The organism is Paraneptunicella aestuarii (genome assembly GCF_019900845.1).
Taxonomy (GTDB): domain Bacteria; phylum Pseudomonadota; class Gammaproteobacteria; order Enterobacterales; family Alteromonadaceae; genus Paraneptunicella; species Paraneptunicella aestuarii.
The window spans coordinates 4,173,870-4,189,984 of the sequence record NZ_CP074570.1 but is presented as its reverse complement, the minus strand read 5'-3'; the positions used below and the strand labels follow the sequence as shown (position 1 = coordinate 4,189,984).

The window sequence follows — 16,115 nt, the reverse complement described above, 5'->3', positions numbered from 1 at the left end:
GCCGACATTCAACCGTTCCTTGCCTTCACATAGTGTGGCTGAGCTATACAAGGCACTAACCGTAAGGAGCTTACAATGCGTCATTACGAAATCGTATTTATGGTTCACCCTGATCAGAGTGAACAAGTACCTGGTATGATCGAAAGATATACAGGTATCCTGACTGCCGATGGTGGCAAAATTCACCGTTTGGAAGATTGGGGCCGTCGTCAACTAGCCTATCCTATCGAGAAGCTGCACAAAGCTCACTATGTATTGATCAATGCAGAAGCTACTTCTGAAGCGGTCGATGAGCTGGAAACTGCTTTCCGTTTCAACGATGTAGTGCTGCGTAACATGATTATGCGTACTAAAAATGCTGTTACTGAGCCATCACCAATGGCTAATGATAACAAGCCTGAGCATCGTGAAAGACCTGCTAAACGAGATGACGCGTCTTTTGAAGCCGCATCTGACGAAGCATAAGAATTAGGATAGAGGAAATAAAAAATGTCTAACTATTTCAGACGTCGTAAATTCTGCCGCTTCACTGCTGAAGGCGTGCAAGAGATCGATTACAAAGACATCGGTTTGTTGAAAAACTATGTCACTGAGAATGGCAAAATCGTACCTAGCCGTATCACTGGTACTAGTGCTAAATATCAACGTCAGTTGTCAACGGCTATCAAGCGTGCTCGCTTCTTGGCTTTGTTGCCTTATACTGATTCTCACAAGTAATCGTCATTGGCGAATTTAACGAGGTAGCAAGATGAATATCATTCTACTAGACAAAATTGCCAACTTGGGCGGTTTGGGCGACACAGTAACAGTTAAAGCAGGTTACGCACGTAACTTCTTGTTCCCACAAGGTAAAGCTGTTCCTGCAACTAAAGATAACGTTGAAAAATTCGAGCAACGTCGTGCAGAGCTTGAAGCGAAAATTGCTGATGTATTGGCAAACGCTAAAGCAAAAGCTGAGCAAATTGCTAGCCTGGGCGAAGTAACTATTGCTTCTCCAGCAGGTGACGAAGGCAAATTGTTCGGTTCTGTTGGTACTCGCGATATCGCCGAAGCTGTTACAGCTGCTGGCGTTGCGGTTGCCAAGTCTGAAGTGCGTATGCCACACGGTACTATCCGTGATGTTGGTGAGTACGAAATCGACTTGCAATTACATTCAGAAGTATTTGCTCCAATCAAAGTGGTTGTGATCAAAGAAGCTTAATTGCTTTTTACTTCGGATTTCAAAAAGCATCAACTCGTAAGAGTTGGTGCTTTTTTCGTTTTAGGCCATTATTTTTTTATTTTTCATTTAAACCTTTCTGAATTGATTGGCGACTAACCTTTCAAATATTAAATCCCATTGTGTATTGGCGAATAACATAAACATCGGAACATTGGTTTGGCAGTAGCAAAAACATCCCACGACAATATCGTGCCGTTGCCACAGATTAATCATTTGATTGAGGCAAGTAGGCAAGGTGATCGCAAGGCTTTCCATGAGCTTTATAAAATGCATGTGGGTAGGGTTTATGCGTTGTGCTTGAGGCTAACCGGGCAGCAAGCTATGGCGGAAGAAGCTACACAGGAAGTGTTTATCCAGGTGTGGAAAAAATTGGGGAATTACCGAGGTGAGAGCCAATTTAAAACCTGGCTGCACAGTGTGGCCTCGAATGTGACCATTTCATATTTACGTTCACAAAAGAGCTTTTGGCAGAATTTGTTTAATCTGGAAGACAGTGAAGCTGACATGAGCCCCGAACAAGGCTCTTGTGATGAGGTGGATTTAGAACAGTACGTTTCCCGATTACCAGAGCGAGCCCGCATAGTATTTGTGTTACATGCACTGGAAGGATATCGCCATGAAGAGATTGCCGACATGATGAATATTGCCGTGGGCTCCAGTAAGGCGCAGTTTCACCGCGCCAAGCAATTAATTAAATCCTGGATGGGGTATGCAGATGAAGAAGTTTGAGCAGGATTTGCAGCAACGAATTAATGAAATGCCTAACAGCATTGAGCCTGAGCGCGATTTATGGACAGGCATTGATATTGCGATTACTGAGTCATCGACGCAGGTTTCTTCTAGATATGAAGATGATAGAAGATGGTTTTCCAGCATTCGTCAGCCTATGTTTGCCTTTGCGATGGCTGCTAGTGTGGTATTTGTTGCGGTACTGATGTGGGCAAATTATTCAAATGTACCTGAAACAAGTAATTACCCTACGTCTGAGCAATTAGTTCAGATGTTGGAAGAACAGCATCAACAGCAAAAGCAGGCTTTATTAGCCAGCTATGAAGGGCAGAGCGCAGTGACCAATAATTGGCAGGAACAGCTTCAAGAGCTGGATGATGCCGCTAAAGCTATCAAACTCGCTTTGCAAAACGACCCGAATAACATGGCCTTGTTAAAAATGTTGCAACAGGTGCACCAGCAACAAATCTCATTAATTGAAACCGTTTATGAGCCGAAATGGCAGCAGATATAACTGTTGTCAGGATCAGGAGAGACAGAATGAATCGTATGAATAATAGTATTTTTCCCAGCTTCTTTTTTCTTAGCGCTTTATCAATGTTCAGCTTTAGTGCGCTTAGTGGAGAAAAAGTGGATGCCACTTTGGAAGCGAAAGCTGGCGACTTTATCGAGATTGAGCACCTCAATGGTAAGGCTAAAATCACCGGTTGGGATAAGGAGTTGATACAGGTAAAAGGTGAGCTGGATGATAACGCTGAGGAGTTTGTTTTTCGACGCACTGACTCAGGTATTGAAATTAAAGTTGAAATGCCTCGAAACAATCGCCAATCGCGTAATGGCGGTGGTGATGATTTGGAGATTTTCGTACCACGTAATGGGCCTGTAAGTTATACCAGTGTGAATGCCAATGTGACCTTGGATAAATTACATTCTGGCGTTGGGGTTGAAACGGTTAATGGCAAAATTAACCTGAGCGATGCGCAAGGTAAAATTCGGATTGAGTCTGTGAATGGAGATGTGTCTAGCAAGCAGCTAAATGGCGATGTTCGAATTGAAACGGTAAACGGCAGCATTGATGACAAGCAATCTGAGGCTCGCGAAGCCCACTTTAGTGCGGTTAATGGGCATATTGCCTCTGATATTAAGAGCAAAGAAGTGAGCGTCGAAACTGTTAATGGCCACATTGATTTAAAGCTGGATAGAATTGATCGACTTGAAATTTCTACGGTGAATGGTCAGGTGGAAGCTCAGTTTGCACCGGTAAAAGACGCGGATATAGAAGTGAGCAGTGTCGGTGGCAAAATCCAATTAGCTGTACCTCGGGATGTTTCTGCTCGATTCAAAGTGGAAGCGCATGCGGGGGGACGTATTGTAAATGAGATCACTAAAGATGAGCAGCAACGTGATCGCTATGGTCCCGGCAGATGGTTAAATTTCACTACTGGAGAGGGAGAAGCTGAGGTTTCTGTTTCAACAGTGAGTGGTAAGGTGCTACTTAAAAAAATAGACTAACCTTTTGAATAATAAATATATTGTTTAGAATAATAATAGAGCAAAGCCAAGGATGGCAGCGGTTTTTTAGTGATGCACTTTTTTTTAAATGCTTTTAAGGAAAACTGGCTAAGGAGAGTGTATTCTAGGATAATGAAACGTTGAGGTAAGTTGACGAGATTAGTAACGTGAAAGGTGTGCCAGCCAAAGATCCTGAATCCAAGGTCGCAAAGCTAAAAATTCCCCCCCATTCTATTGAAGCCGAGCAATCGGTGTTGGGAAGTATGCTGATTGCTCCAGATTCATGGGATAAGGTAACCGACGTATTAATTGACGTTGATTTTTACAACCGTTCTCACCAATACATCTATCGTTCTATCATTCGATTATTAGAGCGTAACCAACCTGTAGACCTGGTTACGGTATCGGAAGATTTGGAACATCATGAGCAGCTTGTCGAAGCGGGTGGCTTTGCCTACCTTGGTGAGTTGGCTAAAAATACTCCCAGTGCCGCAAACGTTGTGGCGTATGCTGAAATCATTAAAGAACAGGCCATTCGTCGCGAGTTAATTGGCGCGGCGAATGAAATCTCAGAAGCCAGTTTTAACCCAGAAGGGCGAGCCAGTAGTGACATTCTGGATCTGGCTGAAAGCAAAGTATTTGAAATTGCAGAAAAGCGAACCACTCAAAGTGAAGGCCCTCAGCCCTTAAAACAGATTCTTGGTGCGACCATCGACCGTATTGACTCGTTAGCGAAAGCGGGAAGCGAGATCACCGGGGTTTCGACGGGTTATGTCGACTTGGATAAGAAGACCAGTGGCTTGCAGCGCTCGGATCTAATTATCGTGGCAGCACGTCCTTCAATGGGTAAAACCACATTTGCCATGAACTTGTGTGAAAATGCTATGTTGACGCAGGATAAACCTGTGTTGGTATTCAGCCTTGAGATGCCCTCTGAGCAGATTATGATGAGGATGTTGGCTTCTGTTGGCAGGGTAAACCAAACCAGTGTTCGTACAGCACAATTGAACGATGAAGATTGGGTGAAATTATCGGATGCCATGAAGCTTATGGCGGAAAAGAATAACCTCTTTATTGATGATTCCTCGGGTTTGACGCCCATGGATGTGCGCACCAGAGCTCGTAAGATTGCCAGAGATCATGGTGGTATTAGTTTGATCATGGTGGACTATTTGCAGCTAATGCGAGCGCCACAATTTTCTGATAACAGAACCTTGGAAATTGCCGAGATTTCCCGCTCTCTTAAAGCGTTGGCAAAAGAATTGGAAGTGCCTGTGGTGGCGTTGTCACAGCTTAACCGTAGTTTGGAACAACGTGCGGATAAACGCCCGGTAAACTCAGATTTGCGTGAATCAGGTTCTATCGAGCAGGACGCCGACTTGATCATGTTCATTTACCGTGATGAAGTTTATAACGAAAATTCTCCCGACAAAGGCGTAGCCGAGGTTATTATCGGTAAGCAGCGTAACGGCCCTATTGGTACAGTGCGCCTGACTTTCCAGGGGAAATTTTCCCGATTTGATAATTATGCTGCACCCGCTATGATGGATGATTACTAGCCAGTATAGCGGTGTGTTAGTCGTTTATTGATTATTTGCAGATTTTTCTGCGAGGTAACTACCTGATGAAACAGGTTTTTCTCAGTGTCCTGGCAATATTGTCCCTGTTTGGATGTCAAACGACAAGTGAGCGCTTACAGGTTCAGTATCAGCTTAAATATCAGATGTTATTGGAAAATATCAAGAGTCAGTCTCCCGACGCCGATTTTCTCGGTCTTCGTATGGCTTATACCGATACGATTCACTATGACCCATACGGTGTCGTTTCCCAAAGTGTGATAGAGGAAGCGTTTGCTCGCTTTGATGAAAAGGATTACCAGGGATGTGTGAATCAGGCTGACAAGATATTGAGTACGGCTTATATCAGCATGGATGGACACTATTTGGCGATGGTGTGCCATTTGGAGCTTCATAATGAAGAGCGCGCCAACTATCACCAGTACGTGTTAAATGGCTTGTTCTCTTCTATTTCTAGTGGCGGTAATGGACGTACTTTCGAATCAGCTTATACGACAATCAGTATCGGAGAACTAAAAACCTTTCTTGGCATGTTAGGGTTGGAAGTAAAAGAGCAGGGGCTCAGGTTTCATAAAGGCAAGCCCTACGATGTGATGACGGTGATGGAATCGGAGATTGAAGAAGAATTTGATCTCTACTTTGATATTTCCATTCAGTTGGAAAAAGGCTACGGCGACCTATAATTTTATTCTGAACAGATATAGCTGCTATTGACCCTGAATGGTGGCTAAAATACGACGTTTACCACCGTAATCTCGATGTTCCCCTAAATAAATACCTTGCCAGGTTCCCAATGCCATCTCCCCATTGGATATTGGGATACTCACGCTATTTCCTAGCAGGCTTGCTTTAATATGAGCGGGCATATCATCTGCCCCTTCGTAAGTATGCTTGTAATAGGGAGCATTCTCGGGAACCATTCTGTTTATATGTGCTTCCATATCACTACGCACTGTGGGGTCGGCATTTTCATTTATAGTGAGACTGGCGCTGGTGTGTTGAATGAAAAGGTGCAACAAACCTACCTGTACGGAGTGTAACTCAGGTAACTGTTGCTGAATTTCACGAGTGATGAGATGAAAGCCTCGTGATTTTTCATTCAGTTGAATGGTTCGTTGGATCCACATGCATTAAAGCTCTTGAGTACGTCAACGGGAACGCGACTGCAATGCGTTCCTTTAATGGCAAAACTTAAGGTTTAAGCTTTTTCGAAACAAATTTCGATAAATGCACGACCAGCTTCCCCCTTGAAAGGAAGAATGAGCTTAGGGCCATCTACTCGATGTGAAATTGTGTGATTTTTACCGCTTACTACAACGGGGGTCGCCATACCGAAATCAAATCCGCTTTCTCCTAGTGTATTTTTGGCACCACCAGCCACCATATTGGTCAGTTCACCGACCAAATCAATCACCTCAGCGTTAATTGTAGTGGGCTTCTCTCCCAACATCTTGCTCATGATATCTAGTGCCAGTGGAGCCTCAAAGGTAATGGAGAATGAGCCTTTGAGTTGGGGGCCTGTCATACCTAGCAAACCGGTGACATCACCGCAAGCCAGATCGTCTTCCTTTTTCTTTGGAGCTTCAGCGGTGAGGGTCATCATCGCCATTGTTTCCAGTACGTTTTTAAATGCCGCTATAAAAGGATTGATAAATTCTGCATTCATATTGGTCGTTTTTTCCGTTGCTAGTCAGTCTCAATAAGGAAACAAGTTGTATTCAAAAAGCTAATCATACTGCTGAGATGTTCTGAACTATCAAGTTGTTTTAACTTATGTGAATGGTAAAAATATTTCATTCACAAGTAAATGTGTAATTTGAAATCATATTCAAGCGTTAAAACTTTATGTATAGAGCGAGAAAGCAAACATCCCGCATTTTTATCGTTCTGGGTTTAACGCTATTGGTACTTTCTGATTTCAATCTTGGTCTTTTAATTAAAGCACATTATGTGCCATTGATGAGTCAGAATATCGACACATTGAGAATATTGCCATCAAATGCCATCTATTTTGATGTTCTGACTACATCACTGACAATGAGAGCACACTCCGTGAGCTTCAATTGTTTGTCTGGTGACTCGAAACCCAACCGACTGCGCTTGTTTTTCAAGCTTGTCTTGTAATCCGTCAGATTGAATTTCCTGAACATTTCCGCATGTATCACAAATCAGGAATTGTACCGGATGGCTGCAACCAAAATGGTGACAGGCGATAAACGCATTATTCGATTCGAGTCGGTGGATCATACCTAATTCCAAAAGGAATTCTAAAGCTCGATATACTGTGGCTGGTTTTGCTGAGTCTTCTGTTTTCTTTAGTTCATCCAGCAAATCATAGGCGCCGACAGCATTCTGATGACTTAAAAGAATGCTGTATACCTTTTCTCGTAAGGCTGTAAATCGTACACCTTTCGATTCACAGAAATGACGAGCTTTTTTAATTAATACTTGTTGATCCATGAGTTACTTTAGTCACTGGTATGGCGACAAGTCTAACATAGCATGGCGGTGATGTGTCTATTGTAATAATGAATAGATTTGTAAGTATTGGGTTAGATTTAGGCGAGTTTACAACCATTGGGAACCTTTGTGTCTGGAACCGCGAGAACTACCTCTCTATCGTTACGATAAAACCCGGTTACCAGGCATTCTGACATGAAGGGGCCGATTTGTTTTTTCGGAAAATTAACTACGGCAATGATTTGCTTACCTGGTAATTCTTCCAATGAGTAAACTCGGGTTATTTGAGCACTGGATTTTTTGATGCCAATGTCGGTTCCGAAGTCAATAGTGAGCTTATAAGCCGGATTTCTGGCTTCAGGAAAGGGTTCGGCAGTAATAATAGTACCCACTCTTAATTCTACTTTCTGGAAATCATCCCAACTTAAGTTGTTCATGCAAATACGCCATATATTGATAAAGGAAGCGATAATAATAATGAGCTTTTATTTTCTTTGTGTGCGGAAGAGGCGCTTTACTGAGCGGAAAAGACGGACATGCTAATTTTGACTATGCCGTTTGGGTGGATGTCCAAAGAATGCCTTATATTGCCGGCTAAAGCTGGAAGGGGAGGTGTAACCTACCTGTTCTGCAATGAGATTCACGGGCGTATCAGTATTGGTAAGCAGGGCTTTGGCTTTTTCCATTCGACATTGAGTTAAATATTGGTGGCAAGTTGTGCCTATGTGCTCTTTAAACAGCACTTTAAATTGAGTTTGACTTAGATGAACCTGACGAGATAAATCATTAATGCTATGAGGAATAGATAGGTTTTTATGAATGATGTTCAGGGCATTTTCGATGCGTTTATCAATTTTTGCATGTGTGGCCTGCTGCGTGAGGAGTTGTTCAAATAGCTGGTACATGCTGTGTTGTAATTGATCAGGAATGGGTTGAGTTAGCTGTTCCTCTATAAATTGGATAAATCGTAGCAAGGTTGAAGAAATGCGGAATTTGGGGGGATTAAGCTCCAGAATATTTTCCGGTAGTGTGGGAGTATCGACGACAATAAATCTGGCTTCGTGATGAGCCTTAAAACCATGCCGTTGATTCGCTTGAATAACTATACACTCGCCAATATTTACACTTCCGTGAAAATTATTCACTGTCATATCAATGGTGCCATATATTGGAAAAACCAATTGATGGTAGTTGTGAATGTGGCTGCTTAGTCGTTTTGTGTATGAACGAATAGAAAAGTGTTTCATTTTAGCCTGATGTGATGGTCGTGTTCAGTAATGTGTATATTCAGCACGCTTGTGATACCCATTAATAGTAGGGCATAAGGAGTGTTTAGCAATGGATGCGAGTTGGATGTTTTTGAGTTGCAGAAAAACAGGCGAGAGGCTGAAGCACTCTCACCGTAAGAATTTGTTTTTGCTATTAGCTGGTTTTTTCTGTTTAGAACCAATTAAATATCAATTCATACCAGACGGTTGTACAGTTGTTTTCAGGGTCACCACCTAGTGCTCCACCTGTTGCCATTGCGGCGTTTGATAACGTTAACGTAGAAACCAATAATGCGGTGATTACAGCTTTTTTCATAATTTCCTCTCTTCGGTTACAAATGAATATGAGTGGGTCTAAATCCACATTATGGAATGCAATCCACAGAGAAATTATGAAGGGTTGAGATTGAATTGAATAGATTAAACTTTAATCATTCTGGCATTGATACTTTTAATACTCTGATCCACCAGTAACAACAATGTCACCACTGTTATGCTGTGAACGACATAGGGAAAAGAATAATAAACGTACAGGATTTGTTTCTTAAGGAGTATGTGCCTAACCATGTATTCCAATACCATGGCTATATTAACCCAGATGTAAACCTTGCAGAGTTCGTAAATATAATAATCCATATCAAGTGAACGAGCCTTTCCTGGAAAATGACGCTTAGTCCAGAGTTCTCGCATCCAGATCAGTTTCCTGACTAGCATGGAATTTGTAATAAGTAGTACATGCCACCATACAACAGGCGCTTTGTAATCAGTGTAATACCAGTAAAATTCAGCAGAAATTGAAATGGCTAATATGATTCCAAGGGGATATCGAAATGGGTCAAATCGGATTTTATATAGGCCGACGGTACAACATAGGTAAATCATAGCTTTGATAGGAATAAACTGGCTGTGAATGAAGACATATCCAGCTTCTTCTACAAGGCGTTGTGCTCCTAACAGAGCAATTATGCCTACCATGTTGATGTCTTTTCTGACGAAAAAACCAACGGTTAATATGATGAGGATGTAAAGACGATCAAAGAGTTGTGCATTACCAAAGGTGTAGATTCCGGCTGAGACCAGAGATAATGCAATGAATGTGCGTACAAACTTTTCAACAACAGGAGAAAAAAACAAATTATATATGAAGGATCTTTGTGATCAGACCGACAAATCGCTCTTTGGTTCTCTGAGTTATACCTCTTTGTTTGCAGACTTTCCACCATTTTTCTACAGTTGCCAGTTCCAGAGATTCCATTGCACTTAAATGACAATTTTCTATTGCAACGACAGTTTCCCTACTGAGGCCCAGCCGATCAGCAAGTTCTTGCTGAGTAAACTTTCCTGGAACTTCTTTTCTTACCTGCTTTAAGGTCGCGGAAAGCTCAATGTGTTCTTGCTTTGTACTATATAAAGTGCCAGACATATTTATTCACTAACCCAAAATGAATTTACGTAATAACAAAAATCGCAGTATAAAACTGTATAACTTCTATACAATGTTAGCAGCTTAAACATGATCGCGCTTGGTGGGTATAAAAATAACCGAAAAGTTATTAACATGTAGGTATGTTTCGCGATATTGCTTAAACAATGCGTTTTTGTCAGATCTCCTAGTGGACATATTTTAATCTAGAACTTTAGATATGTGAATTCAAATCCATACTTTTATTGTGGTTTGAAAAAAACTGTTTGATTCTTAAACTTAATTTTTATTTATCCCGCTGGTTTACCTGTTGATAAATTTTATCTAGCTGTAAAAATAGCGAATGCTCTCATTGAATGTTAGAGAGCGATAAAACCGGAATACAGGTCAAGGTAGATACACCTTTCATGGACATGAAAATGGGAAAGCTGTATTGATAATATTTCAGTTTTCCCAACGTGAAAATTGCAGGGGTATTATCTATGCATTTATATGTTCTATACCCTCAAGTAGAGCATTCATATCTTTTTTTACATTTCGAAGATTATCGCCGATAAGCCATAGAAGATTTGACAAAGTGTCCTCATTTAACGAGGTAAACTGGTCATTTGCTGAGGTCGCGATTAAGACAGCTTCAGTCTGGCTTAATGTTTTTTGCATATTTTCAATGAGTTCAATGATATCCATAAGTAACTTCTTAGTCCGTGTAACATATTGATTTTCATAATACTAAAGTTACTGAGTAAAAATATTTACAAAAATGCTCTCAGTGAGTAATTAACTTTACAATATTTTTTTATCTGGACAGTCTCCTTGACTCTTTTACATAGGATGGTGAATATGAATCTGATAAAAATAAAAGGAATTGACATTCGTCGTATCCGAAATGGCCCTCCAAAAGTTTCTGCACAAAAATTGGCTGATTTTGTTGGGGTTAGTCGTAAAACCATTGTTAATTGGGAAAATGATGTTGGCTGCCCAAGTATTATTCAATTCGCCAAGATATGTTTCTACTGCAAGATAAGTGTTGGTAAGTATCTTATGGCGGTAGAACAAAGACGTGATGAAGAGAAAGTCATCGATCTGCTTTCGGTCAGGAAAGATGATTAAGTATTTTCTATATGTGGTTATAGCATCAATAGCATTTGGATTTGCTTATCGGGGTGAACATCAACTCGTCGATCTTGTTTACATTGCATCATGTGGTTTGGTTATTGTGAGTAATTTTCGTTATGTCAATGTTGTCTCTCTTGCAACAATACTGATGTTTACAAAATTGTTTGAGCTGGTTTTGTACGAGAATCTGTTTCTTTATTTCAATGCCTATGGTTTGTATTTTTCGTATGTGCTCATTGATTTGTTTGTAATGATTTTGATTTATTTCAGAGTGCCTATTACTAGAGGTATACATGAAAGCATGGGATGGCATATGGATGAGGATGAGTGGTTTACAACTAACACTGATTTGTTGCTGGCGCTAATGCAAATGCTTCATCTGCTAATTGGCGTATTGATGCTTATTGAGCATTTGTTAAGAAATCTTGATGATATTTATATTCCTTCATTTTTTAAGTTATTTTTGTCCTCTGAGTTTGTCGACGGTATTACTTGTTGGTTAGCCAGTAACTGTCGGTTGATTTATGACAATTACGTCTTCATGGTGTTGACCGTAACTGGGTTAGAATTCCTGATTCTTTTATTTCCTGCGGGTGTTTATCCGATCGAAAAACGATTGATGAATTCTTGAGATTAGAGCGTGTTTAACACGCTCTAATTTCCTTCCTCAAACTGATCTTTAATGGTTGCCTGAATGCTGGCGGTATAGCCTTGCTCTCCAAGAGTATGGGTAACCGATTCTGCGACCCAATCACCATTTACGCCATCTCTGAATCCAGATAACGTCAATTTTGCTTCCGCCATCAAAGAGGGATGCCCAGGCAATTGCAGGGACAGTTTTTTCTTACCCCGTTGAAAGGCTTTTAGCTGAGAATTTGCAGCCTGTTTAGCTTCGGCTTCATCCTTAAATTTTTTGCTGAAGCTATAAACAGGCTTTTCCTTGCCTGCGGGTACTTCAACTTCTTTTGCTAGAGCAGTGTCGTAGTATGTGGCAACTACACTATTGAAATTGCCTCTTTCTACAATGGATACGCTCCAACTGCTGACATCGGAAGGAGAAATAAATATTTGCGGAAGTGTTTTTCCGCTTGCGCTTTTAGCTTCTCCTTTGGTGATAAACAATATTTTGTTATCTGCCGGTTTAGCTATCGCTCCCAGTTTACTTCCCAGTCGAGTGAGTAAGTTCAGATCACTTTCGTTGGTCTGATTAACCACATCGTAATCAACATCTTTAAAATCCGCACCAATTTTAGCTGTAACGTTGTTGTTTTCAGCTATTTCCTCAACGATTTCCGTTAGTTTAATGCGCTCGGGATTGGTTCCAGGTTTTTGCCAGGTTTTGGTTTTAGGTTCTTTTAAGCCTTCATTCAAATCCGCTGATTTGGCTCTGATAACCAAGGTGCTTGGCGAACCTGAGAACTCTATTTCGTCAACAGTGAAAATACCGAGTTTTTGCAATTTGGTTTCTTTGTAACCAAGCCAAACTTCCAGTTTGGCTTTAGGTTCAGGGAGAGCGAATTGATTGTTTTCATCGTCAAGGGTGATTTCTACCGTGTCTGATTTGTTGTCGGCATTGTCTGTGACCGTAATGCCTATCAGATGGTGTTTTATTTTTGCGCTGATATCATTCGATTCGGCTAAGATCTTGAACGAAGGTGTTAATCCCATAATCTAACCCCTTGCGCCTGTTGCGGTGGTTCAAATTCCGGTAGGTCGATAACTAACCCTCCCGGTAATCGCACTCCGTAATCAGCCAGGCCACAGTTTGCGTTCAAAATAGCTTCGGTAGAACCTTGCGTATAGCCATAATATCGCCATGCAATTTCATCCACTGTTTGCCCTTGAATAGTACGATATCTCATATGAATCCTCCTCGATTTTGTCGAGATGCATTAAGCCGGTCAAGCAGGTTCAATATGGTATTTCTGGTGTTGAGAGCTTTACTTAGTGACATAGTAAAGTTTACTCGTTTGGGCGTACCAAACTTGGTAAATTCCGTTTGATTCTCACTAATACTCTCAATGACCCAACGTCCTAAAATGGTGCCTGTGCCTTCAATGAGTAGCAAAGAGCGACCTTTTCCTGCTTCTTCACGCATGCGCTCTAGCTGAGCTAAACCGCCTTTGTAGTGAGGATATACAACGCCTTCGATACTGATAGAGTCGTCACCGGGGCCAACAAATTGTAGACCAGGGTCTACAGCAAGTCGCTCCTGCTTTCCCCATCTATAAGATGTGGTTCGGCTCTTGGATTGGTAAGCTGCCGTGTCGACGCTAAAGTGGTATTGTCCTAATAACATCATCATGCGATTGCGTACTCCTGATAATCATAAAGCGCTGCTCGTTGCTGAGTTTGAGCTGCTTTTGCATTTTTGTTTAACTCCTTTTCAACCAGATGAGCCACTTCCATTTCACTCATTCCTGGAGCGGCATTAATGGTAAAATGGTTACTTATTGTGGTTTGAGCTGGTGATGAGGCATTTAACCTGACAGGCTCATAATTCACTTGGGCTTGTGTTGATGTGTATTGTTCAGCAGAGTCAGGTGAACTGGGCTCTTTAGAGTAAGATGCACTGGATTCTTGTTTTTGTTGTGGGAATGGAATGATTTCGCCTGATTGTTTGACTTTTTTAGTGATGTCACCCGCTTTTTCAGTTTCCTGTGTGATTTTCTGGTTAGCTGTTTGGGCTTTTTCATTTTTCTTTGGTTGCTGAACAATGTTCCCTGCTTTCATTGCCTTTTCAGCAACGACCTTGCTTTCGTTAGTCTTTAGGTTAATTTTCTTGGTTATTGATATTTCTTTTTCTTCATCCCCAAAGAACTTGTTCCATAAGTTGCCAATGAATCCGCCGACAGATCCCAATGTGTCTGCTATCCACAAAATACTGTCAACCAACCAGGTGATTGGAGTGACAAGTAGATTGATTCCAAATGCTAATAATTCACCGAATTTTTTCCCTGCGTTTCCTGCACTCTCTAAGTCTGCACTGGTTGATTGAACGGGTTCAAATAAACTGCCAATGGCATCGACAACGGTTCCAATCATGTTGCCAACAGCGCTGAAAATCGGCTGTAAAGGAGGGAAAGCGTCTAATATGGGTTGCGCAGCCGCGCTCAAACCTTCTACTACTCCGCCAATAAAGGCTTTGATTGGATCCCAAAATTTGTAAATTAAGGCTGCTGCCAGGGCGATTGCGATGACAATAGCTGCTACAACTGCGCCAACCGGGTTTGCCGCCATAGCAATCGCGACAGCTCTCAAACCTGATACCATCGTTCCCAAAACTCTGGAGACGATACCGCCTGAAGATGATGCGCTTACAGCAAGTAGCTCCATATTCATTGCTGCACCTACCATGGCTTTTCTGAAATTTGGCATTGCACGTCTTGTAGACATGCGCATTAACCTGTTGTAGGCACGCATTTTTCTGCTCAGTAAGCCAATTTTGTCTTTAGCTGTGGTTTGTGCGTCCTGACCAAGCTTTATCATATCCTGTGCGTATTTTTTTAACTCGCCTTTGGCTGCCATATCACTAATTTTGGTCATCTCATCTTTCAGTTTGGATTTCAGAAAATCAGTGATACCCGCATCAGTTAACGTGGACTTGAATTTGCTCCAGTGGTTCATGATTTGAGTCATTCTGCCAGTCCAAGTGCTTGCCATTTTGTCCATGCTGCCAGCATATTTATCGTCAAATATTTGCGATAATGCCTGTTGCATTTCTTGCGTGTTGTTCTTGTCTACCGTTATCGTTTTGACTTCGTTATTCTTGGTGGTGTATTCGTAGGTGATTTGTTCGCCCTTGGTTGTTGTTTTCACATCCAAATCGTCAAGCGCTTGTTCGTCGCCTGCGCTGGCTTTGGCGTAAATGTCACCAACCGCAGATAGCTCTTTTCCTGTGGCACTGCTTACTTCTCCCAGGGCTTTCATCATTTCCTGGGTTGGTTGAATGCCTTTGTTTCTGAGGTCGAGATAGGTTTGATTAATTTTACCTACGTCAAACGGGGTTTTAAGGCTAAATTTTGTAAGCCATTCGGCGGCTTCTTTTGCTTTTTTTGAACTACCTTCAATGGCTTCCAGAGAAGTCATGAATTTCTTGGTGCTGTCTTCAGCGTCAAGAAACTTATTTGTGTAATCTATCGCTGCTTGAACCCCAATTTTTGCTATTTTTTGGCTAAGACTCAGTGTTGAACTTTCGGCATTGTTCATACCGTTTGATAATTCACCGAGCCGATTATTGGCCGGACTAAAGCTTTCCGACATCTCCGCGGTAGCTTTAGTAATTGCTTCAATGGGAGCCTTAATACGATTAAGGGCTTCAAGTAGTTTTGATGCACTTAGGTCAGCCATGTTGCGCTACTCCTACTCTTAATTTTGCTAAATGATGCCAACGAGAAATGTCTTCCAAATCCAGTTCCCAAAGTTCTGACGGTGGCCAATGAAATACCACCGCCAAATCAGCTAATACCGCGTAGATATCAGAGGGAACTATTTCGGATCTAAAAAACCAGCCACCATGGTGCTTAACTCTTGAAAGTCTGCTGCATCCAGGTCTTCAATTGCCGAAGGTGGTAGTTCAGCCAGGTTGGCAATCAAGTCAATTGATTTGGCAATGTCACCGCCTTTTGCGGTTTCCATTTTTCTTAAATCGCGTGCTTTAGGACGGCGAATTTCGATGCTTTCAATGGTTCTGCCTTCTGCTTGAACCGGGAATTTCAGTTGAATTGAGTTAGACATTTCATTTCCTTTTTCTATTGGATGTTGGTTTGGCTGGATATTTCAGCCGATTAGTTAATGTTGTTGCTTTG

The 16,115-nt window shown here is 41.6% G+C and carries 25 protein-coding genes; 10 read left to right on the top strand and 15 right to left on the bottom strand.

Annotated elements, in window-relative coordinates:
• Nucleotides 1–75: 75 nt before the first annotated feature.
• From rpsF to KIH87_RS16275, 8 genes are all read left to right on the top strand, one after another.
• Complete coding sequence (rpsF, locus tag KIH87_RS16310) at nucleotides 76–465, top strand: 30S ribosomal protein S6 (RefSeq protein WP_232358917.1); 390 nt, start codon at nucleotides 76–78, stop codon at nucleotides 463–465.
• Nucleotides 466–489: 24 nt separating this feature from the next.
• Entirely contained in the window at nucleotides 490–717 is a 228-nt protein-coding gene (rpsR, locus tag KIH87_RS16305) for a 30S ribosomal protein S18 (RefSeq protein WP_232358916.1), read from the top strand.
• A 31-nt stretch (nucleotides 718–748) separates the two neighbouring features.
• A complete protein-coding gene (gene rplI / locus KIH87_RS16300; protein WP_232358915.1) occupies nucleotides 749–1,201 on the top strand; it encodes a 50S ribosomal protein L9 in 453 nt (150 codons plus the stop codon).
• A 177-nt stretch (nucleotides 1,202–1,378) separates the two neighbouring features.
• Complete coding sequence (locus KIH87_RS16295; RefSeq protein WP_232358914.1) at nucleotides 1,379–1,951, top strand: RNA polymerase sigma factor; 573 nt, start codon at nucleotides 1,379–1,381, stop codon at nucleotides 1,949–1,951.
• Nucleotides 1,938–2,465 carry a hypothetical protein gene (locus KIH87_RS16290; protein ID WP_232358913.1) on the top strand — a complete coding sequence of 176 codons (528 nt, stop codon included), beginning with the start codon at nucleotides 1,938–1,940 and terminating at the stop codon, nucleotides 2,463–2,465. The genes KIH87_RS16295 and KIH87_RS16290 overlap by 14 nt, the downstream gene beginning before the upstream one ends.
• Before the next feature lie 26 nt (nucleotides 2,466–2,491).
• The gene (locus KIH87_RS16285; protein WP_232358912.1) at nucleotides 2,492–3,463 is read left to right on the top strand and encodes a DUF4097 family beta strand repeat-containing protein; all 972 of its coding nucleotides are present in this window, start codon (nucleotides 2,492–2,494) and stop codon (nucleotides 3,461–3,463) included.
• A gap of 167 nt (nucleotides 3,464–3,630) precedes the next feature.
• Nucleotides 3,631–5,022, top strand: a complete 1,392-nt coding sequence (gene dnaB, locus KIH87_RS16280; protein WP_232358911.1) for a replicative DNA helicase — start codon at nucleotides 3,631–3,633, stop codon at nucleotides 5,020–5,022.
• A 65-nt stretch (nucleotides 5,023–5,087) separates the two neighbouring features.
• On the top strand, nucleotides 5,088–5,723 hold the full coding sequence (locus KIH87_RS16275; RefSeq protein WP_232358910.1) for a DUF4919 domain-containing protein: 636 nt from the start codon (nucleotides 5,088–5,090) through the stop codon (nucleotides 5,721–5,723).
• Between the two features lie 24 nt (nucleotides 5,724–5,747).
• On the opposite strand, the gene KIH87_RS16270 is transcribed toward KIH87_RS16275, so the two are convergent.
• The 9 genes from KIH87_RS16270 to KIH87_RS16230 all read right to left on the bottom strand — a co-directional run bounded on the left by KIH87_RS16270 (nucleotide 5,748) and on the right by KIH87_RS16230 (nucleotide 10,878).
• Nucleotides 5,748–6,167, bottom strand: coding sequence for a secondary thiamine-phosphate synthase enzyme YjbQ (locus KIH87_RS16270; RefSeq protein ID WP_232358909.1), 420 nt, complete (start codon nucleotides 6,165–6,167; stop codon nucleotides 5,748–5,750).
• A gap of 71 nt (nucleotides 6,168–6,238) precedes the next feature.
• Nucleotides 6,239–6,706 carry a chemotaxis protein CheX gene (locus KIH87_RS16265; protein ID WP_232358908.1) on the bottom strand — a complete coding sequence of 156 codons (468 nt, stop codon included), beginning with the start codon at nucleotides 6,704–6,706 and terminating at the stop codon, nucleotides 6,239–6,241.
• Nucleotides 6,707–7,068: 362 nt separating this feature from the next.
• Nucleotides 7,069–7,500, bottom strand: coding sequence for a transcriptional repressor (locus tag KIH87_RS16260; protein ID WP_232358907.1), 432 nt, complete (start codon nucleotides 7,498–7,500; stop codon nucleotides 7,069–7,071).
• Between the two features lie 98 nt (nucleotides 7,501–7,598).
• Entirely contained in the window at nucleotides 7,599–7,937 is a 339-nt protein-coding gene (locus tag KIH87_RS16255) for a tRNA-binding protein (protein ID WP_232358906.1), read from the bottom strand.
• 102 nt (nucleotides 7,938–8,039) lie between these two features.
• Nucleotides 8,040–8,747: an AraC family transcriptional regulator gene (locus KIH87_RS16250; protein WP_232358905.1), complete on the bottom strand. Its 708-nt coding sequence runs from the start codon at nucleotides 8,745–8,747 to the stop codon at nucleotides 8,040–8,042.
• 193 nt (nucleotides 8,748–8,940) lie between these two features.
• A complete protein-coding gene (locus KIH87_RS16245) occupies nucleotides 8,941–9,084 on the bottom strand; it encodes a hypothetical protein (RefSeq protein ID WP_232358904.1) in 144 nt (47 codons plus the stop codon).
• Between the two features lie 104 nt (nucleotides 9,085–9,188).
• Nucleotides 9,189–9,902, bottom strand: a complete 714-nt coding sequence (locus KIH87_RS16240; RefSeq protein ID WP_232358903.1) for a hypothetical protein — start codon at nucleotides 9,900–9,902, stop codon at nucleotides 9,189–9,191.
• A gap of 1 nt (nucleotide 9,903) precedes the next feature.
• The gene (locus KIH87_RS16235; protein ID WP_232358902.1) at nucleotides 9,904–10,191 is read right to left on the bottom strand and encodes a helix-turn-helix domain-containing protein; all 288 of its coding nucleotides are present in this window, start codon (nucleotides 10,189–10,191) and stop codon (nucleotides 9,904–9,906) included.
• 480 nt (nucleotides 10,192–10,671) lie between these two features.
• The gene (locus tag KIH87_RS16230; RefSeq protein ID WP_232358901.1) at nucleotides 10,672–10,878 is read right to left on the bottom strand and encodes a hypothetical protein; all 207 of its coding nucleotides are present in this window, start codon (nucleotides 10,876–10,878) and stop codon (nucleotides 10,672–10,674) included.
• Nucleotides 10,879–11,031: 153 nt separating this feature from the next.
• On the opposite strand from KIH87_RS16230, the gene KIH87_RS16225 reads away from it, so the two are divergent.
• Complete coding sequence (locus tag KIH87_RS16225) at nucleotides 11,032–11,301, top strand: helix-turn-helix transcriptional regulator (RefSeq protein ID WP_232358900.1); 270 nt, start codon at nucleotides 11,032–11,034, stop codon at nucleotides 11,299–11,301.
• Nucleotides 11,294–11,938: a hypothetical protein gene (locus KIH87_RS16220; protein ID WP_232358899.1), complete on the top strand. Its 645-nt coding sequence runs from the start codon at nucleotides 11,294–11,296 to the stop codon at nucleotides 11,936–11,938. Before KIH87_RS16225 ends, KIH87_RS16220 begins: the two co-directional genes overlap by 8 nt.
• 23 nt (nucleotides 11,939–11,961) lie before the next feature.
• Here the strand turns inward: KIH87_RS16220 and KIH87_RS16215 are convergent, their stop codons facing one another.
• From KIH87_RS16215 to KIH87_RS16190, 6 genes are read right to left on the bottom strand one after another with little or no spacing between them, the layout of a single operon-like run.
• Nucleotides 11,962–12,975 (bottom strand): phage late control D family protein, encoded by a 1,014-nt coding sequence (locus tag KIH87_RS16215; RefSeq protein ID WP_232358898.1) that lies wholly within the window; start codon nucleotides 12,973–12,975, stop codon nucleotides 11,962–11,964.
• Nucleotides 12,966–13,169 carry a tail protein X gene (locus KIH87_RS16210; RefSeq protein ID WP_232358897.1) on the bottom strand — a complete coding sequence of 68 codons (204 nt, stop codon included), beginning with the start codon at nucleotides 13,167–13,169 and terminating at the stop codon, nucleotides 12,966–12,968. Before KIH87_RS16210 ends, KIH87_RS16215 begins: the two co-directional genes overlap by 10 nt.
• Entirely contained in the window at nucleotides 13,166–13,612 is a 447-nt protein-coding gene (locus KIH87_RS16205) for a phage tail protein (protein ID WP_232358896.1), read from the bottom strand. The genes KIH87_RS16210 and KIH87_RS16205 overlap by 4 nt, the downstream gene beginning before the upstream one ends.
• Nucleotides 13,609–15,657 carry a hypothetical protein gene (locus tag KIH87_RS16200; protein ID WP_232358895.1) on the bottom strand — a complete coding sequence of 683 codons (2,049 nt, stop codon included), beginning with the start codon at nucleotides 15,655–15,657 and terminating at the stop codon, nucleotides 13,609–13,611. The genes KIH87_RS16205 and KIH87_RS16200 overlap by 4 nt, the downstream gene beginning before the upstream one ends.
• Nucleotides 15,650–15,757 (bottom strand): GpE family phage tail protein, encoded by a 108-nt coding sequence (locus KIH87_RS16195; RefSeq protein ID WP_232361509.1) that lies wholly within the window; start codon nucleotides 15,755–15,757, stop codon nucleotides 15,650–15,652. The genes KIH87_RS16200 and KIH87_RS16195 overlap by 8 nt, the downstream gene beginning before the upstream one ends.
• A gap of 38 nt (nucleotides 15,758–15,795) precedes the next feature.
• Complete coding sequence (locus KIH87_RS16190; protein WP_232358894.1) at nucleotides 15,796–16,044, bottom strand: phage tail assembly protein; 249 nt, start codon at nucleotides 16,042–16,044, stop codon at nucleotides 15,796–15,798.
• Nucleotides 16,045–16,115: the final 71 nt, after the last annotated feature.